General features: G+C 71.2%; 23 protein-coding genes. 15 read left to right on the forward strand and 8 right to left on the reverse strand.

Annotated elements, in window-relative coordinates; translation table 11 throughout:
* The first annotated feature begins 5 nt into the window (after nucleotides 1-5).
* The 3 genes from NFC98_RS10595 to NFC98_RS10605 are packed head-to-tail and all read left to right on the forward strand — an operon-like array spanning nucleotide 6 to nucleotide 2518.
* Nucleotides 6-935 (forward strand): DMT family transporter, encoded by a 930-nt coding sequence (locus NFC98_RS10595; protein WP_254274953.1) that lies wholly within the window; start codon nucleotides 6-8, stop codon nucleotides 933-935.
* Nucleotides 932-1378, forward strand: a complete 447-nt coding sequence (locus NFC98_RS10600; protein WP_254274954.1) for a GNAT family N-acetyltransferase — start codon at nucleotides 932-934, stop codon at nucleotides 1376-1378. The genes NFC98_RS10595 and NFC98_RS10600 overlap by 4 nt, the downstream gene beginning before the upstream one ends.
* 33 nt (nucleotides 1379-1411) lie before the next feature.
* Nucleotides 1412-2518 carry a histidinol-phosphate transaminase gene (locus NFC98_RS10605; RefSeq protein WP_254274955.1) on the forward strand — a complete coding sequence of 369 codons (1107 nt, stop codon included), beginning with the start codon at nucleotides 1412-1414 and terminating at the stop codon, nucleotides 2516-2518.
* A gap of 57 nt (nucleotides 2519-2575) precedes the next feature.
* Here NFC98_RS10605 and NFC98_RS10610 read toward each other — a convergent pair whose 3' ends face one another.
* Nucleotides 2576-2758, reverse strand: a complete 183-nt coding sequence (locus NFC98_RS10610; protein ID WP_254274956.1) for a hypothetical protein — start codon at nucleotides 2756-2758, stop codon at nucleotides 2576-2578.
* Between the two features lie 167 nt (nucleotides 2759-2925).
* On the opposite strand from NFC98_RS10610, the gene NFC98_RS10615 reads away from it, so the two are divergent.
* From NFC98_RS10615 to NFC98_RS10620, 3 genes are all read left to right on the forward strand, one after another.
* Nucleotides 2926-4134, forward strand: a complete 1209-nt coding sequence (locus NFC98_RS10615; protein WP_254274957.1) for an MFS transporter — start codon at nucleotides 2926-2928, stop codon at nucleotides 4132-4134.
* On the forward strand, nucleotides 4131-4256 hold the full coding sequence (locus NFC98_RS17980; RefSeq protein ID WP_302055056.1) for a hypothetical protein: 126 nt from the start codon (nucleotides 4131-4133) through the stop codon (nucleotides 4254-4256). Before NFC98_RS10615 ends, NFC98_RS17980 begins: the two co-directional genes overlap by 4 nt.
* 184 nt (nucleotides 4257-4440) lie before the next feature.
* Nucleotides 4441-5889, forward strand: coding sequence for a GntP family permease (locus NFC98_RS10620; protein ID WP_254274958.1), 1449 nt, complete (start codon nucleotides 4441-4443; stop codon nucleotides 5887-5889).
* Between the two features lie 47 nt (nucleotides 5890-5936).
* Here the strand turns inward: NFC98_RS10620 and NFC98_RS10625 are convergent, their stop codons facing one another.
* Nucleotides 5937-6539, reverse strand: a complete 603-nt coding sequence (locus tag NFC98_RS10625; protein ID WP_254274959.1) for a carboxymuconolactone decarboxylase family protein — start codon at nucleotides 6537-6539, stop codon at nucleotides 5937-5939.
* Between the two features lie 65 nt (nucleotides 6540-6604).
* On the reverse strand, nucleotides 6605-8095 hold the full coding sequence (gene cysK / locus NFC98_RS10630) for a cysteine synthase A (protein WP_254274960.1): 1491 nt from the start codon (nucleotides 8093-8095) through the stop codon (nucleotides 6605-6607).
* Between the two features lie 210 nt (nucleotides 8096-8305).
* On the opposite strand from cysK, the gene NFC98_RS10635 reads away from it, so the two are divergent.
* From NFC98_RS10635 to NFC98_RS10655, 5 genes are all read left to right on the forward strand, one after another.
* On the forward strand, nucleotides 8306-10606 hold the full coding sequence (locus NFC98_RS10635; RefSeq protein ID WP_254274961.1) for a hypothetical protein: 2301 nt from the start codon (nucleotides 8306-8308) through the stop codon (nucleotides 10604-10606).
* The gene (locus tag NFC98_RS10640; protein ID WP_254274962.1) at nucleotides 10603-11148 is read left to right on the forward strand and encodes a nickel-binding protein; all 546 of its coding nucleotides are present in this window, start codon (nucleotides 10603-10605) and stop codon (nucleotides 11146-11148) included. The genes NFC98_RS10635 and NFC98_RS10640 overlap by 4 nt, the downstream gene beginning before the upstream one ends.
* Before the next feature lie 114 nt (nucleotides 11149-11262).
* A complete protein-coding gene (locus tag NFC98_RS10645) occupies nucleotides 11263-11823 on the forward strand; it encodes an OsmC family protein (protein ID WP_254274963.1) in 561 nt (186 codons plus the stop codon).
* On the forward strand, nucleotides 11820-13139 hold the full coding sequence (locus NFC98_RS10650) for an NAD(P)-binding domain-containing protein (RefSeq protein WP_254274964.1): 1320 nt from the start codon (nucleotides 11820-11822) through the stop codon (nucleotides 13137-13139). Before NFC98_RS10645 ends, NFC98_RS10650 begins: the two co-directional genes overlap by 4 nt.
* Nucleotides 13140-13294: 155 nt before the next feature.
* Nucleotides 13295-14455, forward strand: a complete 1161-nt coding sequence (locus NFC98_RS10655; RefSeq protein ID WP_254274965.1) for a hypothetical protein — start codon at nucleotides 13295-13297, stop codon at nucleotides 14453-14455.
* Between the two features lie 48 nt (nucleotides 14456-14503).
* Here the strand turns inward: NFC98_RS10655 and NFC98_RS10660 are convergent, their stop codons facing one another.
* A complete protein-coding gene (locus tag NFC98_RS10660; protein WP_254274966.1) occupies nucleotides 14504-14881 on the reverse strand; it encodes a group 1 truncated hemoglobin in 378 nt (125 codons plus the stop codon).
* Between the two features lie 103 nt (nucleotides 14882-14984).
* Nucleotides 14985-15563: a TetR/AcrR family transcriptional regulator gene (locus NFC98_RS10665; protein WP_254274967.1), complete on the reverse strand. Its 579-nt coding sequence runs from the start codon at nucleotides 15561-15563 to the stop codon at nucleotides 14985-14987.
* 220 nt (nucleotides 15564-15783) lie between these two features.
* Between NFC98_RS10665 and NFC98_RS10670 the strand changes: the two genes are divergently transcribed.
* Nucleotides 15784-16344 (forward strand): flavin reductase family protein, encoded by a 561-nt coding sequence (locus tag NFC98_RS10670; protein WP_254274968.1) that lies wholly within the window; start codon nucleotides 15784-15786, stop codon nucleotides 16342-16344.
* Nucleotides 16345-16425: 81 nt separating this feature from the next.
* Here NFC98_RS10670 and NFC98_RS10675 read toward each other — a convergent pair whose 3' ends face one another.
* A complete protein-coding gene (locus NFC98_RS10675; protein WP_254274969.1) occupies nucleotides 16426-17319 on the reverse strand; it encodes a helix-turn-helix transcriptional regulator in 894 nt (297 codons plus the stop codon).
* Between the two features lie 122 nt (nucleotides 17320-17441).
* Between NFC98_RS10675 and NFC98_RS10680 the strand changes: the two genes are divergently transcribed.
* The 3 genes from NFC98_RS10680 to NFC98_RS10690 are packed head-to-tail and all read left to right on the forward strand — an operon-like array spanning nucleotide 17442 to nucleotide 19716.
* Nucleotides 17442-18146: an ABC transporter permease gene (locus NFC98_RS10680; protein ID WP_254274970.1), complete on the forward strand. Its 705-nt coding sequence runs from the start codon at nucleotides 17442-17444 to the stop codon at nucleotides 18144-18146.
* Entirely contained in the window at nucleotides 18143-18874 is a 732-nt protein-coding gene (locus NFC98_RS10685) for an ATP-binding cassette domain-containing protein (RefSeq protein WP_254274971.1), read from the forward strand. The genes NFC98_RS10680 and NFC98_RS10685 overlap by 4 nt, the downstream gene beginning before the upstream one ends.
* A 23-nt stretch (nucleotides 18875-18897) precedes the next feature.
* Entirely contained in the window at nucleotides 18898-19716 is an 819-nt protein-coding gene (locus NFC98_RS10690) for a substrate-binding domain-containing protein (protein ID WP_254274972.1), read from the forward strand.
* A 104-nt stretch (nucleotides 19717-19820) separates the two neighbouring features.
* On the opposite strand, the gene idi is transcribed toward NFC98_RS10690, so the two are convergent.
* Both idi and NFC98_RS10700 read right to left on the reverse strand, forming a co-directional pair.
* The gene (gene idi / locus NFC98_RS10695; RefSeq protein ID WP_254274973.1) at nucleotides 19821-20405 is read right to left on the reverse strand and encodes an isopentenyl-diphosphate Delta-isomerase; all 585 of its coding nucleotides are present in this window, start codon (nucleotides 20403-20405) and stop codon (nucleotides 19821-19823) included.
* Nucleotides 20406-20433: 28 nt separating this feature from the next.
* Nucleotides 20434-21582 carry a phytoene/squalene synthase family protein gene (locus tag NFC98_RS10700; protein ID WP_254274974.1) on the reverse strand — a complete coding sequence of 383 codons (1149 nt, stop codon included), beginning with the start codon at nucleotides 21580-21582 and terminating at the stop codon, nucleotides 20434-20436.
* Nucleotides 21583-21702 lie beyond the last annotated feature (120 nt).

A 21702-nucleotide genomic window follows, 5' to 3' on the forward strand; every position in this document is an offset into this window, starting at 1 on the left:
ACGGCATGCGCCTGTTGGCACAGCGCTTCCGGCTGACGACCGAGGCGCGCCCGCTGCTCGGGTCCGCGGCGCTGATCGCGGCCATCGGGCTGTTCTGGGGCGGCAACTGGCCCGCCGTGCGCTTCATCCTGATGGACCTGCCGCCCTTCACCCTGCGGGCGATCGGCTTCACGACGGGGGCACTCCTGCTGCTGGCCTGGGCCCGCTGGCGGCGCCTGCCGCTGGGCGTATCGGCCGAGGAGTGGCCGTGGCTTATCGCCACCGGGCTGTTCACGATCCTCGGCTTCAACCTGGCCACGGCCTTCGCCCAGCTCAGGATGCCTACCTCCCAGGCCGCGATCATCGCCTTCACCATGCCCTGCTGGGCCCTCTTGCTGGGGTGGTGGCTGCTCGGCCAGCGCATCACCGGGCGCCAGTGGCTGGGGCTGGCCTGCGGCCAGGCGGGGCTGCTGGTGCTGCTGGGCCCCGCGGCCCTGGCCGGCGGCTCCCGGGGGCTGACGGGGCCGGCGATCATGCTTGGCGCGGCACTCTCCTGGGCGCTGGGCACGGTACTGATCAAGAAGCGCGGCGTCTGGCAGAGCCACGCGGTGGTGATCACCGGCTGGCAGTTCGTGATCTGCGCGATACCCATGGTCGTGATGATGGTGGCCTGGGAGTCACCGCCACCGCCGGCCGCCTGGCAGCAGAGCACCTGGCTGGCCCTGGGCTACCATCTGCTCTTCTCGATCACCCTGGCCCAGATGCTCTGGTTCATGAACGTCAACCGGCTGACCATCGCCCAGGCCACCATCTCGACCCTGATCATCCCGACCGTCGGCGTCACGAGTGCGATCCTGCTGCTCGGCGAGCCATTGAGCGCCAAGGTCTTTCTTGCCCTGCTGCTGACCCTGGCCGCCGTGGCCATCGTCATGCTCAACCGGAGAGCCCCGTCATGACCCTCACCCTCGCCTCACCGACCGCCGCCGATCGCGCCGACTGGGAGCGCCTCTATCACGGCTATGCCGAGTACTACGGCATGCCCATGGACGCCGCGATCCTTGATACCGTATGGGGATGGATCCAGTCGCCGGACGAGCCCTTCCACGGCCGACTGGCGCGCAACGCGGACGGCGAGGCCGTCGGCCTGATGCACTTCCGCCCCATGCCCTCACCGCTGCGGGGCACCCGCATCGGGTTCCTGGACGACCTGTTCGTCGACCCGGCCCATCGCGGCAGCGGCGCCGTGGACGCGATGCTCGATGCCCTGCGCGAGGAGGCCCGCCGCCGGGGCTGGCCCTTCGTGCGCTGGATCACCAAGGAAGCCAACTACCGGGCGCGGGGCGTCTACGATCGCCACGCCACCCGCACCGACTGGCTGACCTATCAGCTCGAACCCTGACACCCTTCGACGACCACCGACCGGGAGTTTTTCATGCCGCGATTCCCCGACCACCTGACCGGTGACGGCCCCGACAACCCCTTTCCCGGGGTACGCGTGCTGGAGCGCCGCCTGGGCCGCGAGATCCCCCACCAGCTGGGCTCCAACGAGGGGCTCGACATGCCCCACCGCGCCCTGCGCGAGCGCTTCGGCGACGCCATGGCCGCCCACGTCTACAGCTACGGCGACAGCGAGGCGCTGGGCATCCGCCGGCGCCTGGCCGAGCAGAAGGGCATTCCCCTGGACGCCATGCTGGTGGACGCCGGTGCCGACAGCCTGATCGCCCTGGCGCTGCGCGCCGTGGCCGAGCCCGGCCTGCCGGTGGTCAGCACCACCGGCACCTACCCCACCTTCGGCTACTTCGCCCGCGGCCAGGGCTGCCGGCTGGTGGAGGTGCCCTACGACGAGGGTCCCGGCCGCCTGGCGCCTGACCTGGAGGCCCTGGCCCGAGCCGCCCATGACCATCAGGCAAGGCTGGTCTACCTGGCCAACCCCGACAACCCGGGTGGCCACCTGCATGGCGACGACGCCGTGATGGCACTGCGCGAAGCCCTGCCCGACGACTGCTGGCTGCTGCTGGACGAGGCCTACCACGACTTCCGCGAGGATGCCGCCGGCGAGTTCGGCCGCCGGGTGCTGCCCGGGGTGATCCGCCTGCGCACCCTCTCCAAGGCCCACGGCCTGGCGGGGCTGCGGGTGGGCTACGCCATCGCCGAGCCGGCGACGCTTGCGGTGATGATGAAGGTGAGGATCCACTATGCGGTGTCGACGCTGACCCAGGCCGCCGCCGAGGCAGTGCTCGACGCCCCCGACGAGGTGGACGCCCACGTGGCCGCGGTGCGCGAGCGACGCGAACGGCTGGCGGCGCATTTCCGCGCCCTGGGCGCCGACGTGCTGCCCAGCGCCACCAACTTCGTGGGCATTCGCCTGGCCGATGCCGACCTGGCCGGTCGGGTCCACCAGGCCCTGCTCGACGAGGGCAAGCTGATCGCCCGCCCCGCCGACCCGGCGCTGGGCCACGTGCTGCGCATCACCGCCGTGGCGGACGCCCTGGTGCCGGGACGGCTCGCCACCCTGGAGCAGGCCCTGGCCGGACGCTGAGCGTGACCGCACCGCCCGCGGGCGGTGCGGCAGGGGGATGGGCTGGCGCGACGGGCCTCAGCAGCGGCCCTTCTTGGCCTGCCCCGGCGGGCAGAAATGGCCGCCGCGCGAGTAGCCGCCCCGGTCGTCATCGATGACGATCAGCGGCTCGGACTTGATGCGGGCGGGGGTGTAGCTGCAGCCGGCCATGACCAGGCTGGCGGCGACCAGCACGAGGGGAAACCACAGGCGCCGTGACATGGGACCTCCTTGTTGTCGTCGGGGATTTTCCGGCGCCCATTCTAGCCAAGGGGCCACCAGGCTCCCATGTGGCGCGTCGGCGACAAGCGCGTCTCCATATGGAGACAGTAGCCAACTCGATGGCAAGCGGCGATAGTTGGAGCCATTAGTCTGCAAACGGGATTCCCATGGACAGCGTACGTCGCCACGCCCTTCTCATCATCGTGCTCGGCGGCCTGGTGGTCACCCTGGCCATGGGCCTGCGCCACGGCTTTGGGCTGTTCCTCGAACCCATGAGCTCGGAGCTGGGCTGGGGCCGCGGCGTGTTCGCCTTCGCGCTGGCGCTGCAGAACCTGCTCTGGGGGCTCTCCCAGCCCTTCGCCGGCGCCATCGCCGACCGCTACGGGGCCGCCCGGGTGGTGGTCGCCGGCGGCGCCCTCTATGCGCTGGGCCTGCTGTTCATGGGGCTCTCGGAGTCGGCGCTGGGCATGACCCTCTCCGCCGGCGTGCTGATCGGCCTGGGGCTCTCCGGCACCACCTTCTCGGTGATCCTCGGCGCCGTGGGTCGCGCCGTGGCGCCGGAGAAGCGCAGCATGGCCATGGGCATCGTCAGCGCCGCCGGCTCCTTCGGCCAGTTCGCCATGCTGCCCGGCACCCTGGGGCTGCTGGGGTGGCTGGGCTGGTCGGCGGCACTGCTGGCGATGGGCGCCATCGCCGCGCTGATGCTGCCCCTGGGGGCCATGCTGCGCGATCGCCCGTCGGCCAAGGCCGCCAGCGACATCAGCCTCGGCGCCGCACTCAACGAGGCCGCCGGCCACCGCGGCTTCTGGCTGCTCTGCCTGGGCTTCTTCGTGTGCGGCTTCCAGGTGGTGTTCATCGGCGTGCACCTGCCCGGCTACCTGTTCGACAGCGGCATCGCCGTGCAGGTGGGCAGCACCGTGCTGGCCCTGGTCGGCCTGTTCAACATCTTCGGCACCTACGCCGCCGGGTGGCTGGGCGGGCGGTTCTCCAAGCCGCGACTGCTCACCTGGCTCTACCTGATCCGCGGCGGGGTGATCACCCTGTTCCTGGTCGCTCCCCTCAGCCCCGGAAGCGCCTACCTGTTCGGCATCGCCATGGGCCTGCTGTGGCTCTCCACGGTGCCGCTGACCAACGGCATCGTCGCCTCGGTGTTCGGCGTCCAGCACCTCTCCATGCTGGGCGGCATCGTCTTCCTCTTCCACCAGCTCGGCTCCTTCATGGGCGTCTGGCTGGGGGGCTACCTCTACGACCTCCACGGCGACTACGCTGTGGTGTGGAACATCGCCATCCTGCTCTCGGTGGTGGCCGCCGCCCTGCACTGGTTCATCAGCGAGCGGCCGGTCGACCGCCCCGCGCCCATGGAGGCCCAGGCATGAGCCGCTCACGTCTGCTGCCGATCGCCGCCGCCCTGCTCACCGCCGCGGCCCTCGCCCTGGTGTGGTGGGGCTGGCATCACCTCGACGCCGCCCAGCTGCTGCTGGGCAGCCGGCTCTGCTGACGGACACCGCTGACCGGCTGCGCTGACCGGCGGCGCTGAAGCCCACGCTGACATCCACCCGGCGGGAGACAACCGCCACCTCCCTGCCTATACTGCACTGCAGCATTCACGGACGAGCAGGAGCAGGCATGACACTCAATTCCCCCCCACGGATCGAACCGGCAGCCGACCGGGGAGACGCCCGATGATCGGTATCCTGGCGATCGTCGTGGCGTTGCTGCTGTTGATGGTCCTGGCCTACCGCGGACTCAGCCTGCTGATCCTCGCCCCGATGCTGGCCGCTCTGGTGGCGCTGGTCTCGGTCGACACCCCGCTGCTGGCCAGCTACACCCAGGTCTTCATGGGCGCCGCCAGCGACTTCATTCTCCGCTACTTCCCGCTTTTCCTGCTGGGGGCGGTATTCGGCAAGCTGATGGAGGATTCGGGCAGCGCCGAGGTGCTGGCCAGCGCCATCGTGAAGCGACTGGGCGACGCCCGCGCCATCCTGGCGGTGGTGCTGGCCTGTGCGGTGATGACCTATGGCGGCGTCTCGCTGTTCGTGGTGGCCTTCGCGGTCTACCCGATCGCCGCGGCGCTGTTTCGCCAGGCCAACCTGCCCAAGCGGCTGATCCCCGGCACCATCGCCCTCGGCGCCTTCACCTTCACCATGACCGCGCTGCCGGGCACGCCGGCGATCCAGAACGCCATTCCCATGCCCTACTTCGGCACCTCGCCGTTTGCCGCGCCGGGCCTCGGCATCCTCACCGGCCTGGTCGTGCTGGGGCTGGGACAGGCCTGGCTGAACCGTCGGGCGCGTCAGGCACGGCTGGCCGGCGAAGGCTACGGCGAGCACCAGGACAATGCGCCGCCCGCCGGCCACCTTCGGGAGCGCGCGGCGGGCGAAGGCTTCGACCTGGCCGAGGTGACGCCGCAAGCTTCGCTTCGCGATCTGCCCCCCTTGCCCCTGGCACTGCTGCCCATCGTGCTGGTCATCGCCCTGAACCTGCTGTTCACCGCGGTGGTGATCCCGTCCATGGACACCGGGTATCTCGCCGAGCCGGCCTATGGCGCGACCGGCATCGAGGCGGTGCGCGGGGTCTGGTCGGTGATCGCCGCCCTGGTGATCGCCATCGGGGTGATCATCCTTACCAACCTCAGCCGCCTCGAGGCGCTCACCACCACCCTGGACAGCGGTGCCAATGCCTCGCTGCTGCCGATCTTCAATACCGCCAGCCTGGTCGGCTTCGGCTCGGTAATCGCCTCGCTCGCGGCCTTCGAGGCGATCAGCCTCTGGGTGACCTCGGTAGGCGGCGACAACCCGCTGATCTCCCTGGCCATTGCGGTCAACCTGCTGGCCGGCATGACCGGCTCGGCCTCCGGCGGCATGAGCATCGCCCTGGCCACGCTGGGAGACACCTACCTGGCCATGGGCCAGGCCGCCGGCATCGCCCCCGAGCTGATGCACCGGGTCACGGCCGTCGCCACCGGCGGGCTGGATGCCCTGCCCCATAACGGCGCGGTGATCACGCTGCTCTCCATCTGCGGCCTGACCCACCGCCAGGCCTACCTGGATATTGCGGTGGTCGCCGTGGGGGTCCCGATCCTCTCGCTGGTGCTGCTGATCACCCTGGGCACCCTGGTCGGTTCGTTCTGAGGCAGGAGATCCGTTGACCGCCGACCAGGCGGCCGGTGCCCAGGGCCCTATCCCAATGCGAATGCCGGTCTGGCCACCGGCCGCCCCACGGTCAGCGCCTCGCCCAGCGGGGCGGGCAGCTCGCGATAGGCGGCGTCCGGCTCGACCCCTAGACCATCGAGCACCTTGGTGAAGAAGGCCCGCCCCGCCACCACCGCCACCAGGTCGAAGATCTCGGCGTCGGCCAGGCCCGTCTGCCGCAGTCGCGCGACGTCATCGCCGGTGACCCGGCTGGCATCGCCCGCCACCCGGCGCGCGAACGCCAGCAGCTCCCGCTCCGCCGCGTCGAGGCCGCCAGGCTCGCCACCTTGGGCGATCGTCGCCACCGTCTCGTCATCGAGCCACTGGCCCAGCGCCTTGCCATGGGCCAGGGCGCAGTAGCTGTTGCCGAGCACGCTGGCGGCGGCCAGGGTGGCCAGCTCGAAGCGCCGCGGCGCGACGTGCCGGCGGATGCTGGCCAGCAGCGCCGCCCAGGCCGCCATCACCTCGGGGCGATGGCTGAAGGCCCGGGCATAGTTGGGCAGGTAGCCGAAATGCGCCTCCTGGCGCCGGTACATCTCCTGGACCGCCTCGTCGGCCTGCTCGGGCGGGATGGTGTGGATGAAGGTCATGGCATGCACTCCTGTGAGAGGGTCGCCGGCCCGGGCCCGCCGGGTCGGCGTGGTTGGAGGGCCGCCTATGCCGTTTCGGCCCGGGGGTGCAGCCAGCGGGGCAGCAGCTCGTCGGGGTCGAAGGCGGCATCGGCGCGGACGCGGATGCCACAGGCCGCCAGGCGCTCGGTCAGCGAGCCATCCCGCCACGCCTCGAACAGCTCGCTGCAGCCGCCGACCAGGCGCCCGCCGACGAAGATCTGCGGGATGGTGGTCGCCCCGGTGCGCGCCGCCAGCACCGGTCGCACCCGACCGCCGATGTCGTCGGCCTGGCAGGCCACCGAATCGAGATCCACGCTGTTCACCTCGACGCCGAGCCGGGCGAAGAGCTTGCGGGCCGACCAGCAGAACTCGCACCACTCCAGGGCGAACATCACCACCGGCGCCGAGGCGATCGCCTGGTCGACGAAGGCCACGGCCTCGGCATCCGCCGTTCCCCCGGCGGGGGCGCCCGCCGCGGGCCGCGGTGCCGGGCGAGCATCGAAGCGATACCCCGGCGTGGAGCGCGACAGGGCCAGCTCCTCGTCGTCCATCTCGTCGCCGATGCTCTCGAAGAGCGGGGTCGAGAGGTAGCGCTCGCCGGTGTCGGGCAGCATGCAGACGATGCGGCTGCCGGGCGGCGAGCGCCGCGCCACCGCCAGCGCCGCCGCCAGGGTGGCGCCGCTGGAGATCCCGGCGAAGATGCCTTCCTGACGCGCCAGCTCCCGGGCGAGGCGCAGCGCCTCGGCCCCGGCCACCGGCATCACCTCGTCGACCAGGCCGGCCGACACGGCCTGCTCGGTCAGCGGCGAGATGAAGTCCGGACTCCAGCCCTGCATCAGGTGGGGACGAAAGCCGGGATGGCTGGCCGTCGCCCCATCGCGGCCGCGGGGCTGGGCCAGGCCGCTGCCCAGCATCGGGGCATTGTCCGGCTCGGCCACCACGATCCGCGTCGCCGGGTCGGCATCCTTCAGCACCCGGGCCACGCCCTGCAGGGTCCCGCCGGTACCGAACCCGGAGACCCAGGCATGCAGCGGCTCGCCCGCGAGGTCGTCGAGGATCTCCCGGGCCGTGGTGCGCCGATGCACCTCGGCGTTGGCCGGGTTCTCGAACTGGCGGCACAGGTAGTAGCCGTGGGTCTCGGCCAGTTCGATGGCCTTGGCCAGCATGCCGCTGCCCTTCTCCGCCGCCGGGGTGAGCACCACCCGGGCGCCGAGGAAGCGCAGCAGCCGGCGGCGCTCGACGCTGAAGTTCTCGGCCATGGTCACCACCAGCGGGTAGCCCTTGCGGGCGCAGACCATGGCCAGCCCGATGCCGGTATTGCCGCTGGTGGCCTCGATCACCGTCTGGCCGGGGCGCAGCTCGCCGCGGCGCTCGGCCGCCTCGATCACGGCCAGCGCCATGCGGTCCTTGACCGAGCCCATGGGGTTGAAGGCCTCCACCTTGGCATAGAGGTGGATGTCCGGCGGGGCGAGCCGGGCGAGCCGCACCAGCGGCGTGCCGCCGATGGTCTCGAGGATGCTGTCGTGGCGTGCCATGGAGTCTCTCCTGCGCTTGTTGTCTGGGAGGGGGTACCCACCAAGCATCGCCAGGTGCCGGGAGAGCGGGCGTGGAAGCCAGCGTGGTTTTTGCGCCTCGCTCCCGGCGCACCAGCGTGGAAAAAGCGAGAGTGAGGTCGGAGAGGCGGCGGCGGGCGGGCTATACTGAATAGGTTGTCACTGGCGTGGCGCTGCCACCCGGGGCGAGTGATGAACGCGCTGACCCTCAACCTGCTGGGCGATCTCGAACTGCGTCGGGACGGCCAGCCTGTGGCGCTCCCCCCCTCGCGCAAGACCCGCGCCCTGCTCGCCTACCTCGCCCTGCACGCCCGCCCCTTCAGCCGCGAACACCTCTGCGACCTCTTCTGGGAGCTGCCCGACGACCCGCGCGGGTCGCTGCGCTGGAGCCTGTCGAAGCTGCGGCGGCTGGTGGACACCCCGGAACGGTGCCGGCTCATCGCCGACCGGCTCTCCGTCGGCCTGGATGTCGCCGACGTGGACATCGACGTGCTGTGGCTGCAGCGCCTGGTGGCCGGGGAGCTGGACGGGGCCGACACCGCCAGCCTCGAGGCCGCTGCCGTGCGCTATCGCGGCCCCCTGCTGGAAGGCCTCGACCTGCCCAACTTCCATGACTTCCACAGCTGGTGCCTGGCCGAGCGGGAGCGCGCCATGCGCGCCCAGGCGCGGTTGCTGAGCACCCTGGTGGAGCGCCTCCGGGACCAGCCGGAGCGGGCCCTGCCCCACGCCCAGGCGCTGGTCAGGCTCACCCCCTTCGACGAGACGGCGCGCGCCCGGCTGGTCGGCCTGCTGCAGACGCTGCGCCGCCCGCGAGAGGCCGAGCAGCAGTACCGGCTCGGCCTGCGGCTGCTCGGGGAGGCCGGCATTCCGGTCACCGGGGCGCTGCCACGGGCCCGCCGGGCAAGGATCGAGCCCCCCTCCCCAGCGGACGGCCCCGGCGCGCCGGAGGGCGCACTTGAGAGCGCGCCGCCCGTGCCGACCGCTCCCGGCGAGGCAGGCGTGGAGGCGCGGCTCGCCGGGCTCGACCCGGATGCCCTGGAGGTCATTCGCTGGGCCGCCGTTCTCGCCCCCGAGATCGAGGTCGCCGCCCTGGGCCGCTACACGGGCCTGGCCAGCGGTCGCATCGGTGCCGCCCTGGAGGCGGCCGAACGGTGCGGGCTGCTGGCCATCGGCGAAGGGGGCCTCGGCTTCGGCGACCCCACGCTGGCCGAGGCGGTCTATGCGACCCTCTCGCCGACGCGGCGGCAGATGATGCATCGCCGGGTCGCCGACAGCCTTACGCTGGCGGCAGTCTGCGACCTCGACCACGCCGCCACCCTCGTCCGGCACGCCGAACGCAGCGGTGATCCCGACCTCGCCGCCGCCGCCCTGGTCGGTGCCGGGCGGCTATGCCTGCGCTTCTTCGCCAACGACGAGGCCCGGCGCCTCGCCGACCGCGGGCTCGCCCTGGCCGAGCGCCTCCCCGGCGTGCGGCGGGTCTGCCTGCTGCTGGAGCTGCACGAGATCCTGATCAGTGCCGCCCCCCTGGCCGACTGGGAAGCTACCGCCACGGCGGTGGTGACCCTGGCCGAGCAGGCCCTGGAGCACGGTGCCCTGGCCCACGCCAGGCTGGGCTACCACCTGGCCAGCCACATCCTCTGGGCGCACGGCCAGTGGACCGATGCCCGCGAGGCGGCCCTCCAGTCGGAACGCGTGACGCGCTGCGCCGACGACGCCGAGCAGGTGATTGCCATGGCCGAGACCGCCCGCTGCCTGGCCATGCTCGAGCGCGACCTGGACCAGGCCCGCGCCCGGCTGGCCGATGCCCGGGGGCTGGCGAGCCGCTGCCACATGCGCCCCCCGGCCCTGCCCATGGCCGAAGGGCTGCTGGCCTGGCACGCGGGGCGCCAGGCCGAGGCGGAATCGGCCCTCAAGGAGGCCCGCACCCAGTGCAAGGCCAGCGGGGACCGGCTCGGAGAGTTCCAGGCCAACGAGGCGCTGATGATGATGGCCATCGAGCACGTACAGCCCGCCCAGGCGCTCTCGCGCTGCCGGGCTCTGCTGCTGCTGGGCGAACGCCTCCGCGACGGCAGCGAGGCGCCCTTCGCCCAGGCCGCCCTGGGCCTCTGCCGTCTGGTCACGGACGACGACCCCGCCCCCCTCTGCGATGCCCTCGGCGCCCTGCGCGATGCCGACGCCAGGCATCGCCTGGCCTGGGTGCTGAACCGCGCCGCGCTGCACCACCTGGAGCGCGGCCACCCCGGCGAGGCGCACTCGGCCGCCGCGGAGGCCCTGACGCACGCCCTGGCCCTGGAACGGCGCAGCGAGCAGCTGCTGGCCCACGGGGTGCTGGCTGCCGCCAGCCGGGCGCTGGGCGACCTGCCCGACGCCGACCGCCACGCCCGGGCGGCCGCCGGCCTGCTGCACCCGCCGGCGGGCGACTGGGCCCGCCGACGCGTCGCCGCCCTGCTGGCCACCGCCGAGGCCAGGGGCGACGCGGAGGGGGCGCCATGATCGACCTGTTCCTCGAGCGACAGCTGCCGACGCCGGTCACCCCCGACCTAGTCAGGCAGCTGACCCTGGAGGCCGGCGCCTGCCTGGACCTCCACCGGGTCCAGTGGCAGGGCAGCCTGCTGGCCCGGGATGGCCACCGCCTGGTCTGCCACTTCCGGGCGCGGGATACCGAGTCGGCGCGTATCGGGCTGCGCCAGGCCGGCGCCGAGGTCGAGCGGCTCTGGGCCGGCACGCTCCACGACGCCCCGGGCGAGGACCCGCTGGCGACGAACGTGCTGGTGGAGCGCACCTTCCCCGCGCCGGTCACCCTGGCGGCGATCCAGGCCATCGAGGATGCCGGGGCGGCCTGCCTGCAGAACCACCGGGTGTGCTTCGTGCGTACCTGCTTCGCCCTGGACCGGCGACGGATGCTCTGTCTCTACCGGTCGCCGGATGCCGAATCGGTGCGCCTCGCCCAGCGCCTGGCGGGCATGCCGCTGGAGCGGGTCTGGGCCTTCCGGCACGTCAGGCCTCTCCCGGAAAATTCCACTGCCGCCCGCTGAAAAACCACGGCGCCTCCCACGCTGGGTCCCACGCGCTCCTCGCACCCTGCCTCTCGAGACCCGCGGCACGCCGCCGTCGGGCTCGACCACAACGACAAGACGAGGAGAGACCCCATGCAAACCGCTACCCAGGCCATCGACAACGGCGTCAACGTCACCGCCCTGCTCGGCGCCCGCGAGGCCCTGGCCCAGGCCCCGGCGGCCGCCCGCTTCACCTGGCGCGCCCACTGCGACTGGGTGATGGGCACCCACAGCCGGGTCGCCGTGGAGGAGTTCCACGGCCTCGGCGAGACGCAGCAGCATCGCCAGCGCTTCACCTTCGACGTGGACCACCCCGAGGTCTTCGCCGCCGAGGACCACGGCCCCACCCCGGTGGAGTACGTGCTGGTGGGACTGGCCGGCTGCCTCACTGCCGGCATCGCCGCCGTCGCCCAGCACCGCGGCATCCAGCTGCGCTCGATCCGGGCCAGCGTGGAGGGCCAGATGGACATCCAGGGCATCCTGGGCATGGACCCCGAGGTGAGAAACGGCTTCGACGACATCCGGGTGGTCTACGAGATCGACGCCGACGCCAGCCGCGCGGAGATCGAGGCGCTGGTCGCCCAGTCCCAGAAACGCTCGGCGGTCTATGACCTGCTCACCAACCCCACCCACGTGATGGTGAGCGTGAAATGATCCCGGGGCGCCCGCGCCCGCTGCATCGCCCGGCCCGCGCCGTGACCGTCCTGGTCATCGGCGCGGGACACGCCGGGCTCGCCATGGGCCATCACCTGGCGCAGCGTGGCATCGACCATGTGATCCTGGAGCGGGGCGAGGTGGCCAACGCCTGGCGCAGGGAGCGCTGGGATTCGCTGCGCCTGCTCACCCCCAACTGGCAGTGCCGGCTGCCCGGCCAGCCCTACCCGGGTCCCGACCCGGAGGGCTTCATGGGCATGCCGGCGCTGATCGACCTGCTGGAGGGCTACGCCCGGCGGCTGGCCTCGCCGATCCACACCGGCACCCGAGTGACGGCAGTGCGCGCCACGGACGGCGGCTACCGGGTGGAGACCGACCGGGGGACCTGGCGCTGCCGGGCGCTGGTGATCGCCACCGGCGCCACCCAGCTGCCGGTGGTGCCCGCCCTGGCCGAGGCCCTGCCGCCCTGGATTGAGAGCCTCACCCCGCTGGCCTATCGCCACCCGGCGCAGCTGCCGCCCGGCGGGGTGCTGGTGGTGGGCGCCGCGGCCACCGGTGTGCAGCTGGCCGACGAGCTCCAGCGCAGCGGCCGCCAGGTGACCCTCGCGGTGGGCGAGCACCTGCGCCTGCCGCGCCGCTATCGGGGACGCGACATCCAGTGGTGGCTGGAGCAGGCCGGCCTGCTCGACCAGCGCTTCGACGAGGTGGAGGAGATCGCCCGGGCGCGGCGCGCCCCCTCCCCCCAGCTGGTGGGCGGCCCTTCCCCCCGCGACCTGGACCTCAATGCCCTGAGCGAACGTGGCGTGCGCCTGGTGGGGCGACTGGCGGGCCTCTCCGGCTCCCGGCTGCAGTTCGCCGGCTCCCTGGCCATGCACTGCAGCGCGGCGGACCTCAAGCTCGCCCGGCTGCTCGACAACCTGGACGCCTGGGCGCTGGCCCACGGCCGGCACGACGCCCTGCCCGCCCCCGAGCGTCCGGCCCCTACCCGGCTGCCGGCGCGTCCCTGCCTGGGCCTCGACCTGGCCGCCGGCGAGATCAAGACGGTGCTCTGGGCCACCGGCTTTCGTCCCGACCTCTCCTGGCTGCAGGTACCGGTGTTCGATGCCAGGGGGCGGCTGCGCCACTACGGCGGCGTGGTGGCTCCCGGGCTCTACGCCATGGGCCTGCCGTTCCTGCGGCGGCGCAAGTCCGGGGCCATCCACGGCGCCGATGACGACGCCCGGGAGCTCGCCGATCACCTGGCCGTCTGGCTAGCGGGGGCGTCGACCGGCGTCCGGGCGCCTCGCCGGCGGGAGCCCGCCCTGCCCACCCCCTGATGTCCTACCCACCGCACCGCGATGCGCGCAAGGAAGCGCGCCGCTCCCGCCATGGCGACTAGGCTGTAAGGGGGCCGAGACAAGGCTCGCCACCACCCTGTACCGCGGGACCGGCGAGGCGTCGTCGGGACGCGGCGCCCGCCAGGAGGAGTCGCTTGCGCGAAGACCACACACCCCACCGCCGCCGGCGGGGCCCGCTGGGGCTGCTGCCGGGCCTGTTGCTCGGCCTGCTGCTGACCGGCTGCAGTGCGCTGGAGCGCCAGCACGAGGCCCTGCTGGTGCTCGGCGACCTGGCCGCCGGCGAGGGACCGAGCCGGCTGAAGCAGCGCGTCCCGTCACCCGACCGCGAGGGGCTGACCTACGCGGTGGAGGGGCGTGACTATGTGGCGGACCTCTACCACCCGCCATCCCCCCGCCGCGGGACCCTGGTCCTGGTGCATGGCCTCACCGACGCGGGCCGACGGGATCCGCGCCTGATGGATTTCGCCCGCACCCTGGCGCGGGCCGGTTTCACGGTGCTGGTGCCGGAGCTGGACGGCCTGCGCGACTTCTCGGTGGGCCTGCGGGAGGTGGAAGGCATCGCCGATGCCGTTCGCCACGCCACCGAGACGCTGCCCATGGCCGGGGAGGGCCCGGCGCTCGCCGCCATCAGCTTCGCCACCGGGCCGGCGCTGCTGGCCGCCATGCAGCCGGACATCGCCCATCGGGTCCGCTTCGTCATCGCCGTGGGCGGCTACTACGACCTCACCGACATGCTGCGCTACGCCACCACCGGGGAGGATCGCGGCGGCGCCGGCCTCCGCGCACCGCCGCCCCAGCGCGACCTGCGCTGGGCCATGCTGCAGAGCCAGCTGCATACCCTGGAGGATGCCGAGGATCGGCAGCGCCTGGCGGCCCTGGCGCGACGCCGGCTGGCGGGCGACGAGGGCCCCGCCCCCGAGCTGGCCGATCTGGGGGAGCAGGGGCGGGCACTCCTTGCGCTGGTGGTCAATCGCGACCCGGCCCGGGTCGAGTCACTGCTCGCGGCCCTGCCCCCCTCGCTGCGCGACGCGTTCGACGCCCTGGATCTCGCCGCCCGCGATCTCGATGCCCTGGCGGCGAGGCTGGTGCTGGTTCACGGACCCGACGACCGGGTAATCCCGGTCAGCCACTCGCGGCGGCTGCGCGCGGCCCTCCCCGCCGGCCAGGCGCGGCTCTTCGAGGCCGGGGGACTCGGCCACGTGGAGGTCTCCTCCCACTGGCGAGACGCCTGGACGCTATGGCGGGCGATCCATCATGTACTCAGGCTGGGGGAGAGCGGGGGAAAGGGCCGCTGACCGGCGCCCGGCGCCGCTTGGCACCGGGCTTCGGCCAGGGGCCTGTGGCTACAGGTGCAGGATCTCCTCCTTGAGCGAGTAGGTGATGCCCAGCATCTCCTGGCGGGTCTGCTCATCCACCCCGTGGCGCTCCAGCACCCGCTGGATATCGTCCATGACGGCCAGGTACTCAGCCTCGTTGACGTTCATGCCTCGGTGGGCCTCCGGCATGCTCCTGCCACGATACTCCGCGGGTCCGCCGCTGCCGGCGGAGAGGAAGTCGCGAAGATGGCCCTTCAACTCCTCGAAGTGGACCGGATCGTCCCTGGCGGGCAGGTAGCGGGCTTGCACCGTCGGGTTCCGCATATGGGCCTCGACGATATCATCGACCAGGGCGGCAATCCCGCTCTCGCCACCCAGCCGTTGGTAAAGTGTTGCACTGCACATATCACACCTCCCGAGCCGGATATCCGACTCATACCGCTGATATTGCGAACCGGTAGAGCCCGGCCGCGGATAGACCCGTCGGTTCGGAGGCGACACGCTGGAATCATGACCGGGAGACCGCCGAGAAATAGAAGTCGAGCATCGTCTCCAGGGGCTCGGGATCTCCGCGCAGGCGACTGCGCAGCGCGGCTCCTTCCCAGCAGTCCACCAGCAGGTCGGCCAGTGCCCCGGGATCGCGATCGGGCGGCAGTTCCCCCCGGCGACGCGCTTCCTCCAGGCAGGTGGCGAGATGTGCGGCAATGACCTGGAAGCACTCCTCGATCCTGTGCCGAAACACCTCATTCACCCCGGAGAGCTCCTGTCCGACGCCGCCAAGCAGGCACCCCAGGTTACCTTCCTGGCGATACTTGTCTCGCGACAGTTCGAAGAAGCGACGCACCCGATCCAGTGGCGATAGCGCAGGATCGCCGAGGGAGAGTTCCAGCCCTTTATGGACATCGGCCATGTAGCGATCGATGACCTGCAGGGCGAAGTCCTCCTTGCTCCTGAAGTGATGGTAGAAGGAGCCCTTCGGCGTCTGCGTCTCCTGAAGCAGCGCCTGGATTCCCAGGTCGTTATAGCCGTGCTGCAGAAGCATGCCGAGCCCCGTTTCCAGCAGTCGCTCCTTGGTACCCTGTTTCATTGGCGCTCCATATAGACCGACCGGTCTACTCTGAATCATGGCTCACTCCTCACGAGCGTCAAATGAAATCCTGACAGGGTGTTCCGCCCAGAAACAGGCATCCGATTCATGTCCCATCCGCGCGGACAACGCCGGCCTCACCATCTAGGCTAACCACACCACTCGAGGCACATGGCCTCACTCACCGAGTATTCGGCCGCTATTGAGGAGACCTCCCGACATGCCCCACGCATCTGACAAGGTCAACTTCCCCGTCGAGAAGGCTCGTCGCTACCTGGAACCCGGCCCCATCGTCCTGGTCTCGTCTGCTCACAACGACCAGCGCAATATCATGACGATGGGGTGGCACAGCATCATGGCATTTTCCCCGTCACTGGTCGGTTGCCTGATCTCGGCCGGCAGCCATAGCTTCGAGCTGGTACGACAAAGCGGCGAGTGCGTGATCAACCTACCGACGACCGCGCTGACCGATGAGGTAATCGGTATCGGCAACACCAGCGGCGCCGTGACCGACAAGTTCGAGCGCTTCGGCCTCACCGCCGGCCCGGCACAGCAGGTGGGGGCGCCGCTGATCCGTGAGTGTCACGCCCACTTCGAATGCCGACTGTTCGATGACAGCCTCGTCGACCGCTACAACTTCTTCATCTGGGAAGTGATAACGGCGCAGGTGGCAGAGACACCGATACATCCGCAAACCCTGCACTACACGGGCGACGGTGTGTTCATGGTGTCCGGCGAAGTGATCGACCGGCGTAGCCAGTTCCTGCCGGAAATGCTGTGACAGCCTGGCCTTGTGACCCTGTTCGGCAGATGTGGACGACAAGGAAACGGCCCTGGTCGGATCCAGCACAGGGCAGAACACTCACGCGTTGAAGACCACCCGGCCCAGCTCATCGAGGTCATAGCCTCCCAGGGCCTCGGCGCGCTCGCGGAAGCGCGGCTCCCGGGCGAAGGCCAGCAGCTGCTGGATCGGCGGCTCGAAGTAGCTGCGCCGCCGCAGGGCCAGGTCGAAGGCCTCCTCGTGGAGCGGCACGAAGGCGAGCCCCTGGCGGCGCGCGGCCGCCTCGACGCCGAGCCCGGCATCGGCCTCGCCCTGGCGGATCGACAGGGCGAGGTCGTCCTCGGAAAGCGAGGGGTGGCCGGCCAGGGTCAGGCGCTCGACGCCGATCTCCTCCCGCGCCAGCAGCAGGCCCAGCAGGCGCGCCGCGCCCGCATCGGGCTGGCGGTGGGCGACCCGCACCGCCGGCCGTGCCAGGTCGGCGAGCCGCCGGATGCCCAGGGGGTTGTCCGGCGCCAGCAGCAGCCCCTGGCGGCGGCGCGCCCAGCGCACCATCACCAGGTCGCGCATGCCGCCCAGGCCCAGCCTCGCCGGCTCGTTGTAGCGCCCGCTCTCCGGGTCCAGCAGGTGCAGGCCGGCCAGCATGGCGTCGCCGTCCAGCAGCCGCCGGACCCCGTCGCCGCTGCCGTGGCAGAGCAGCGCCAGCCCGGAGCCGCTCTCGCGCACGGCCCACTCCAGCAGCGGGTCCTGGCTCCCCGCCAGGACGCTCGGCACGGACCGGCGGCTCGCCTGGTCCCCCTCCAGGTGGCTCATCAACCACAGGTCGAGGCTCTGGCGGGGAAACAGCAGCTTGCCGGTGATCCGCACACAGGGGATCTCGCCCTGGCGCACCAGGTCGTAGACCTTGCGCTCCTTGAGCCGCAGGTAGTCGGCCACCTCGGCAGTGGTCAGGTAGGCGTGGGTCGCGGGTGTCTCCATGGGCCCTCTCCGGTCTCGGCGGTGCCGACGCTCTTATCCTGCACAAGACTGCATGGATTCCATCGTTGGATGCGCGACCTCGCCTCAACGCACAAGATGCCACGAGAGAACAGGAGAACGCGATGCCCAGCGACGCCAACGCCTTCCAGACCGCCCTGGCCCTGATCCTGGGCATGGACCCGGTGCTGCTCAGCATCGTCGCGCTCTCCGTGCAGGTCTCGCTGAGCGCGGTGCTCATCGCCGCGCTGCTCGCCCTGCCGCTGGGGGCGGCGCTGGCCCTGTGGCGCTTCCCCGGCCGCGGCGTCATCATCGTCACGCTCAACGCCCTGATGGGCCTGCCGCCCGTGGTGGCGGGGCTCACCGTCTACCTGCTGCTCTCCCGGGCCGGCCCCCTGGGCCCCCTCGGCCTGCTCTTCACCCCCACCGCCATGGTCATCGCCCAGGTGATCCTGATCCTGCCGATCATCGCTGCCCTGACCCGCCAGCAGATCGAGGAGCTCCACGGCGAGTACCGCGACCAGCTGCGCTCGCTGGGGGTCTCCCGCCCCCGCATGATGCCTACCCTGCTCTGGGACGCCCGCTTCTCGTTGATCACCGTGATCCTCGCCGGCTTCGGCCGCGCCAGCGCCGAGGTGGGGGCGGTGATGATCGTAGGCGGCAACATCGACGGCGTCACCCGGGTGATGACCACCGCCATCGTGCTGGAGACCAGCAAGGGCAACCTGCCGCTGGCCCTGGGCCTCGGCCTGGTGCTGCTGGGACTGGTGCTGCTGGTCAACGCCGCCGCCCACCTGGTCGGCGAGACGGCGCGGAGGCGGCTGGGATGAACGACATGCTCCGCCCCCACGCCGCCACCGCCGGGATCGCCCCGCTGGCTTTCGACGCCGTCACGGTCACCCATCGCGACCAGACCCTGCTGCAGCCGACGGACCTGCGGCTGGCGAGCTGCCACCGCACCCTGGTGATGGGCCCCAACGGCGCCGGCAAGAGCCTGCTGCTGCGCCTGGCCCACGGCCTGCTGGCCCCCAGCGCGGGCCGGGTGAGCTGGGAGGGGACCACGCCGCGCCAGGCCATGGTCTTCCAGCGCCCGGTGCTGCTGAAGCGCTCGGCCATCGACAACCTCACCTATGCCCTGGCCGTCAGCGGGACGCCCCGCCAGGAACGGCGCGATCGGGCCCGGGAGGCGCTCGCTCGCTTCGGTCTAGCGCCCCTGGAGAAGCGCCCGGCCCGGGTGCTCTCCGGCGGCGAGCAGCAGCGCCTGGCCCTGGCCCGGGCCTGGCTGACCCGCCCCGAGGTGCTGTTCCTCGACGAGCCCACCTCGGCGCTGGACCCGGCGGCGATCCGTGCCGTGGAGGAGGCCGTGCTGGACTTCCACCGCCGCGGCACGCGCATCGTGATGACCACCCACGACCTGAACCAGGCGAAGCGCCTGGCCGACGACGTCGTGCTGCTCTACGGGGGGCGCCTGATCGAGCACACCCCGGCGGAGCGCTTCTTCAACCAGCCCCGTACCCCGGAAGGCCAGGCCTTCCTGCGCGGCGAGCTGGTCTGGTAGCCCCGCCCGACGAGGATGACAGCATGCCCCCACGCCCCTTCGCCACGCTCGCCCTGACCCTGGCGGCCCTCTCCGGCACCGGCCTGGCCCAGGCCAGCGACGACTACATCGTGCTGGCCTCCACCACCTCCACCGAGGCCTCGGGCCTGTTCGACGCCATCATCCCGCGGTTCACCTCGGCCACCGGCATCGAGGTGCGCGTGGTGGCCGTGGGCACCGGCCAGGCCTTCGAGATCGCCCGCCGCGGCGACGCCGACGCCCTGCTGGTCCACGACACCGCCGGTGAGGAGACGTTTATTGCGGAGGGCTACGGCACCGAGCGCGCCGACGTCATGGTTAACGACTTCGTGCTGATCGGCCCCGCCGGGGACCCCGCCGGCGTCGGCGAGGCGGAGAGCATCGGCGAGGCCCTGGCGCGGATCGCCGAGGTCGAGGCCCCCTTCGCCTCCCGGGGCGACGACAGCGGCACCCACCGCGCCGAACAGCGGCTGTGGGAGGCCACCGGCATCGAACCAGGCGGCGCCTGGTACCGCGAGCTGGGCAGCGGCATGGGCCCGACGCTGAACACCGCCGCCGCCATGGACGCCTACGTGATGAGCGACCGCGCCACCTGGGTCGCCTTCGAGAATCGCCAGGACCTCACCCTGCTCTTCGAGGGCGACGAGGCGCTCTTCAACCCCTACGGCAGCCTGCTCATCGACCCCGAGCGCCACCCCCACCTGAAGCACGACCTGGCCGGGCAGTGGCACCACTGGCTGCTCTCCGAGGAGGGCCAGCGAGCCATCGCCGACTTCACCGTCAATGGCCAGCCGCTGTTCTTCCCGAACGCCCGGGCCGACTGATCCGAGGATGACATCGCCTCATCCGCCGACCCGCAGGTGCCCGGCCACGCCCGGTCACACTAGGCCCGGCCGGGCCGTCAAGGGGCCGTGATCGGCCGTCGCGCCTATCGGGTATAGGTCTCGAGCTGAGCCGCAAACTCGCCGCGTAATCGCGCCCACTCCATCTTGAACCAGGGCGTAAAGTGTTCCGGATGAGCGGCCAACTCGGCATCGAGCCTGGCGGGTGATATCCAGCGCCAGTCGGCAATTTCCTGACGGTTGGGGCGCGGCTCCTCGTCACTGGTCCCCAGGTAGACCCAGCAGAGCTCATGCTCGGCGCCGCTCGAGTCGTACTGGGCCTGGTAGCGGAACTTGTAGAGGAAGGCGAGCTGCGCCTCGATGCCGACCTCCTGCCACAGTCGCCGGTGGATCGCCTCCTCCATGGGCTCGCCGCGGCGTGGATGACTGCAGCAGCTGTTGGACCAGTAGCGCGACCACAGCCGCTTGCCTTCCGCCCGCTGCTGCAGAAGCAGCTCCCCCTGTTGATTGAAGACGAACAGCGAGAAGGCGCGATGCAGCACACCGCTTCCTTCGTGACACCTGGCCTTGTCCAGATGCCCCAGCTCCCGGTCCTCGTCATCGACCAGGATCAGCTCCTCGTCATCGAAGGAAACGGTCTCGTCGCGCTCGCCTGAGCCTGTACTGATCAAGGGGTCACCTCCATCGCCATATCACTGTCTACTCCTTGCCGTTGCCTGACCGAAGGCCAGGACATCCTGCAGCAAAGCCCTCACCACCGGAGGGCTCGGCAGCCCATGCGCTCAGTGCCTGGGGCGAGCCCGAAAGCGGGCTGAGCGGCAACCCCCGGGTCACACCGCCAAACAGCAGCCTGAGCGTCCCATCATGACGTGCCGCCAGGCGGGTACTCGCGATGGCGGCCTTGACCGTGCGACGTGACACCTTGACCTCCCGCCCCGTGCAATAGGTCGGCCGGGCCGCTATCCGCCGGAGGGTGAGCACGGCCAGGCCGATGGCCCATAGGCAGAACCGCCGGATCCCCGCTTCTTCCGCGGGAACCATCAGGGTGTAGCGAAAGGCATTGCGCAGATGGGCATGCGCGACACCGACCAGGTAGCGCAGTGCCGCGGCGAACGCCGGATCACTGCGCCCCGGCGCCAGGCTCGCCACGTCCACGCCGAGCTCTCGAAACTCCCGGCGCGGCAGCCAGCAGACGCCACGTTGCCGATCGTCCCAGAGGTCCTTGAGGATATTGGTGAGCTGCAGACCCTCTCCGAACGAAGGCGCCAGGGCCAGCAGCTCGGCGCGCTTCTCACGCATGGCGCCGGAGTGCTCGCAGAACAGCTCGGTGAGCATCTCGCCCACGACGCCTGCCACGTGGTAGCAATAGCGGTCCACCTCGCCCAGGTCCGCCAGGCCCTCCAGGCTGGCACTGTCCTGGTAGTGGCTCATGCCCCGGCACATGATGCTCACACACTTGACCAGCGCCTGCTGCTGGGGCGCATCGAGACTGTGGGTGCAGCGGACGACCAGTGGCGTATTGGCCATCAACTCTCGCTCATCCGGCGACGTGGCCGGCGAGAGCAGCGGCGTGACCTGCGTGGCGAAATCCCAGGCCTTCGCCTCCCCTCTCAGCACCGCCAGGAACCGTTCCTGCAGGAGGGCCTTCTGAACCGCGGAAAGCGCGGGCTCGTCCTCCAGGGTGTCGGCAATGCGGCAGAGCAGGTAGGCATTGGTCACGACCTTGCGCAGGTCGGCCGGAAGCTGGGGGATGGTGAAGGCAAAGGTGCGTGACACCGCGCCGAGGACCTTGCCCTGATAGGCTTCTGCCTCTGCAATTCCGGAAGCCGTCGAGAGGACCTGGGCCATGGCAGAACACCCGTTGATGTGTGGCAGTTGACCGAGGCCGGTCATCTCTCCCAGCCTGACGTGAAAGCAGGCAGGCTGGCTGGAAACGCAGGCTATCACGCGTGCTTCGGGAGGGTAACG

The sequence above is a fragment of the Halomonas sp. 3H genome, from assembly GCF_024206005.1.
GTDB classification, from domain to species: Bacteria; Pseudomonadota; Gammaproteobacteria; order Pseudomonadales; family Halomonadaceae; genus Halomonas; species Halomonas campaniensis.

Excerpts from the sequence above, each read along its gene's own strand:
- NFC98_RS10645 (WP_254274963.1), top strand. The coding sequence starts at position 11,263 with ATGCAAACCGCTACCCAGGCCATCGACAACGGCGTCAACGTCACCGCC.
- NFC98_RS10690 (WP_254274972.1), top strand. The coding sequence starts at position 18,898 with ATGCCCCCACGCCCCTTCGCCACGCTCGCCCTGACCCTGGCGGCCCTC.
- NFC98_RS10670 (WP_254274968.1), top strand. The coding sequence starts at position 15,784 with ATGCCCCACGCATCTGACAAGGTCAACTTCCCCGTCGAGAAGGCTCGT.
- NFC98_RS10625 (WP_254274959.1), bottom strand. The coding sequence starts at position 6,539 with ATGACCTTCATCCACACCATCCCGCCCGAGCAGGCCGACGAGGCGGTC.
- NFC98_RS10650 (WP_254274964.1), top strand. The coding sequence starts at position 11,820 with ATGATCCCGGGGCGCCCGCGCCCGCTGCATCGCCCGGCCCGCGCCGTG.
- NFC98_RS10600 (WP_254274954.1), top strand. The coding sequence starts at position 932 with ATGACCCTCACCCTCGCCTCACCGACCGCCGCCGATCGCGCCGACTGG.
- NFC98_RS10685 (WP_254274971.1), top strand. The coding sequence starts at position 18,143 with ATGAACGACATGCTCCGCCCCCACGCCGCCACCGCCGGGATCGCCCCG.
- NFC98_RS10660 (WP_254274966.1), bottom strand. The coding sequence starts at position 14,881 with ATGTGCAGTGCAACACTTTACCAACGGCTGGGTGGCGAGAGCGGGATT.
- NFC98_RS10675 (WP_254274969.1), bottom strand. The coding sequence starts at position 17,319 with ATGGAGACACCCGCGACCCACGCCTACCTGACCACTGCCGAGGTGGCC.
- NFC98_RS10700 (WP_254274974.1), bottom strand. The coding sequence starts at position 21,582 with ATGGCCCAGGTCCTCTCGACGGCTTCCGGAATTGCAGAGGCAGAAGCC.
- NFC98_RS10635 (WP_254274961.1), top strand. The coding sequence starts at position 8,306 with ATGAACGCGCTGACCCTCAACCTGCTGGGCGATCTCGAACTGCGTCGG.
- NFC98_RS10665 (WP_254274967.1), bottom strand. The coding sequence starts at position 15,563 with ATGAAACAGGGTACCAAGGAGCGACTGCTGGAAACGGGGCTCGGCATG.
- NFC98_RS10680 (WP_254274970.1), top strand. The coding sequence starts at position 17,442 with ATGCCCAGCGACGCCAACGCCTTCCAGACCGCCCTGGCCCTGATCCTG.
- NFC98_RS17980 (WP_302055056.1), top strand. The coding sequence starts at position 4,131 with ATGAGCCGCTCACGTCTGCTGCCGATCGCCGCCGCCCTGCTCACCGCC.
- NFC98_RS10610 (WP_254274956.1), bottom strand. The coding sequence starts at position 2,758 with ATGTCACGGCGCCTGTGGTTTCCCCTCGTGCTGGTCGCCGCCAGCCTG.
- cysK (WP_254274960.1), bottom strand. The coding sequence starts at position 8,095 with ATGGCACGCCACGACAGCATCCTCGAGACCATCGGCGGCACGCCGCTG.
- NFC98_RS10620 (WP_254274958.1), top strand. The coding sequence starts at position 4,441 with ATGATCGGTATCCTGGCGATCGTCGTGGCGTTGCTGCTGTTGATGGTC.
- NFC98_RS10605 (WP_254274955.1), top strand. The coding sequence starts at position 1,412 with ATGCCGCGATTCCCCGACCACCTGACCGGTGACGGCCCCGACAACCCC.
- NFC98_RS10615 (WP_254274957.1), top strand. The coding sequence starts at position 2,926 with ATGGACAGCGTACGTCGCCACGCCCTTCTCATCATCGTGCTCGGCGGC.
- NFC98_RS10640 (WP_254274962.1), top strand. The coding sequence starts at position 10,603 with ATGATCGACCTGTTCCTCGAGCGACAGCTGCCGACGCCGGTCACCCCC.
- NFC98_RS10595 (WP_254274953.1), top strand. The coding sequence starts at position 6 with ATGCGCCTGTTGGCACAGCGCTTCCGGCTGACGACCGAGGCGCGCCCG.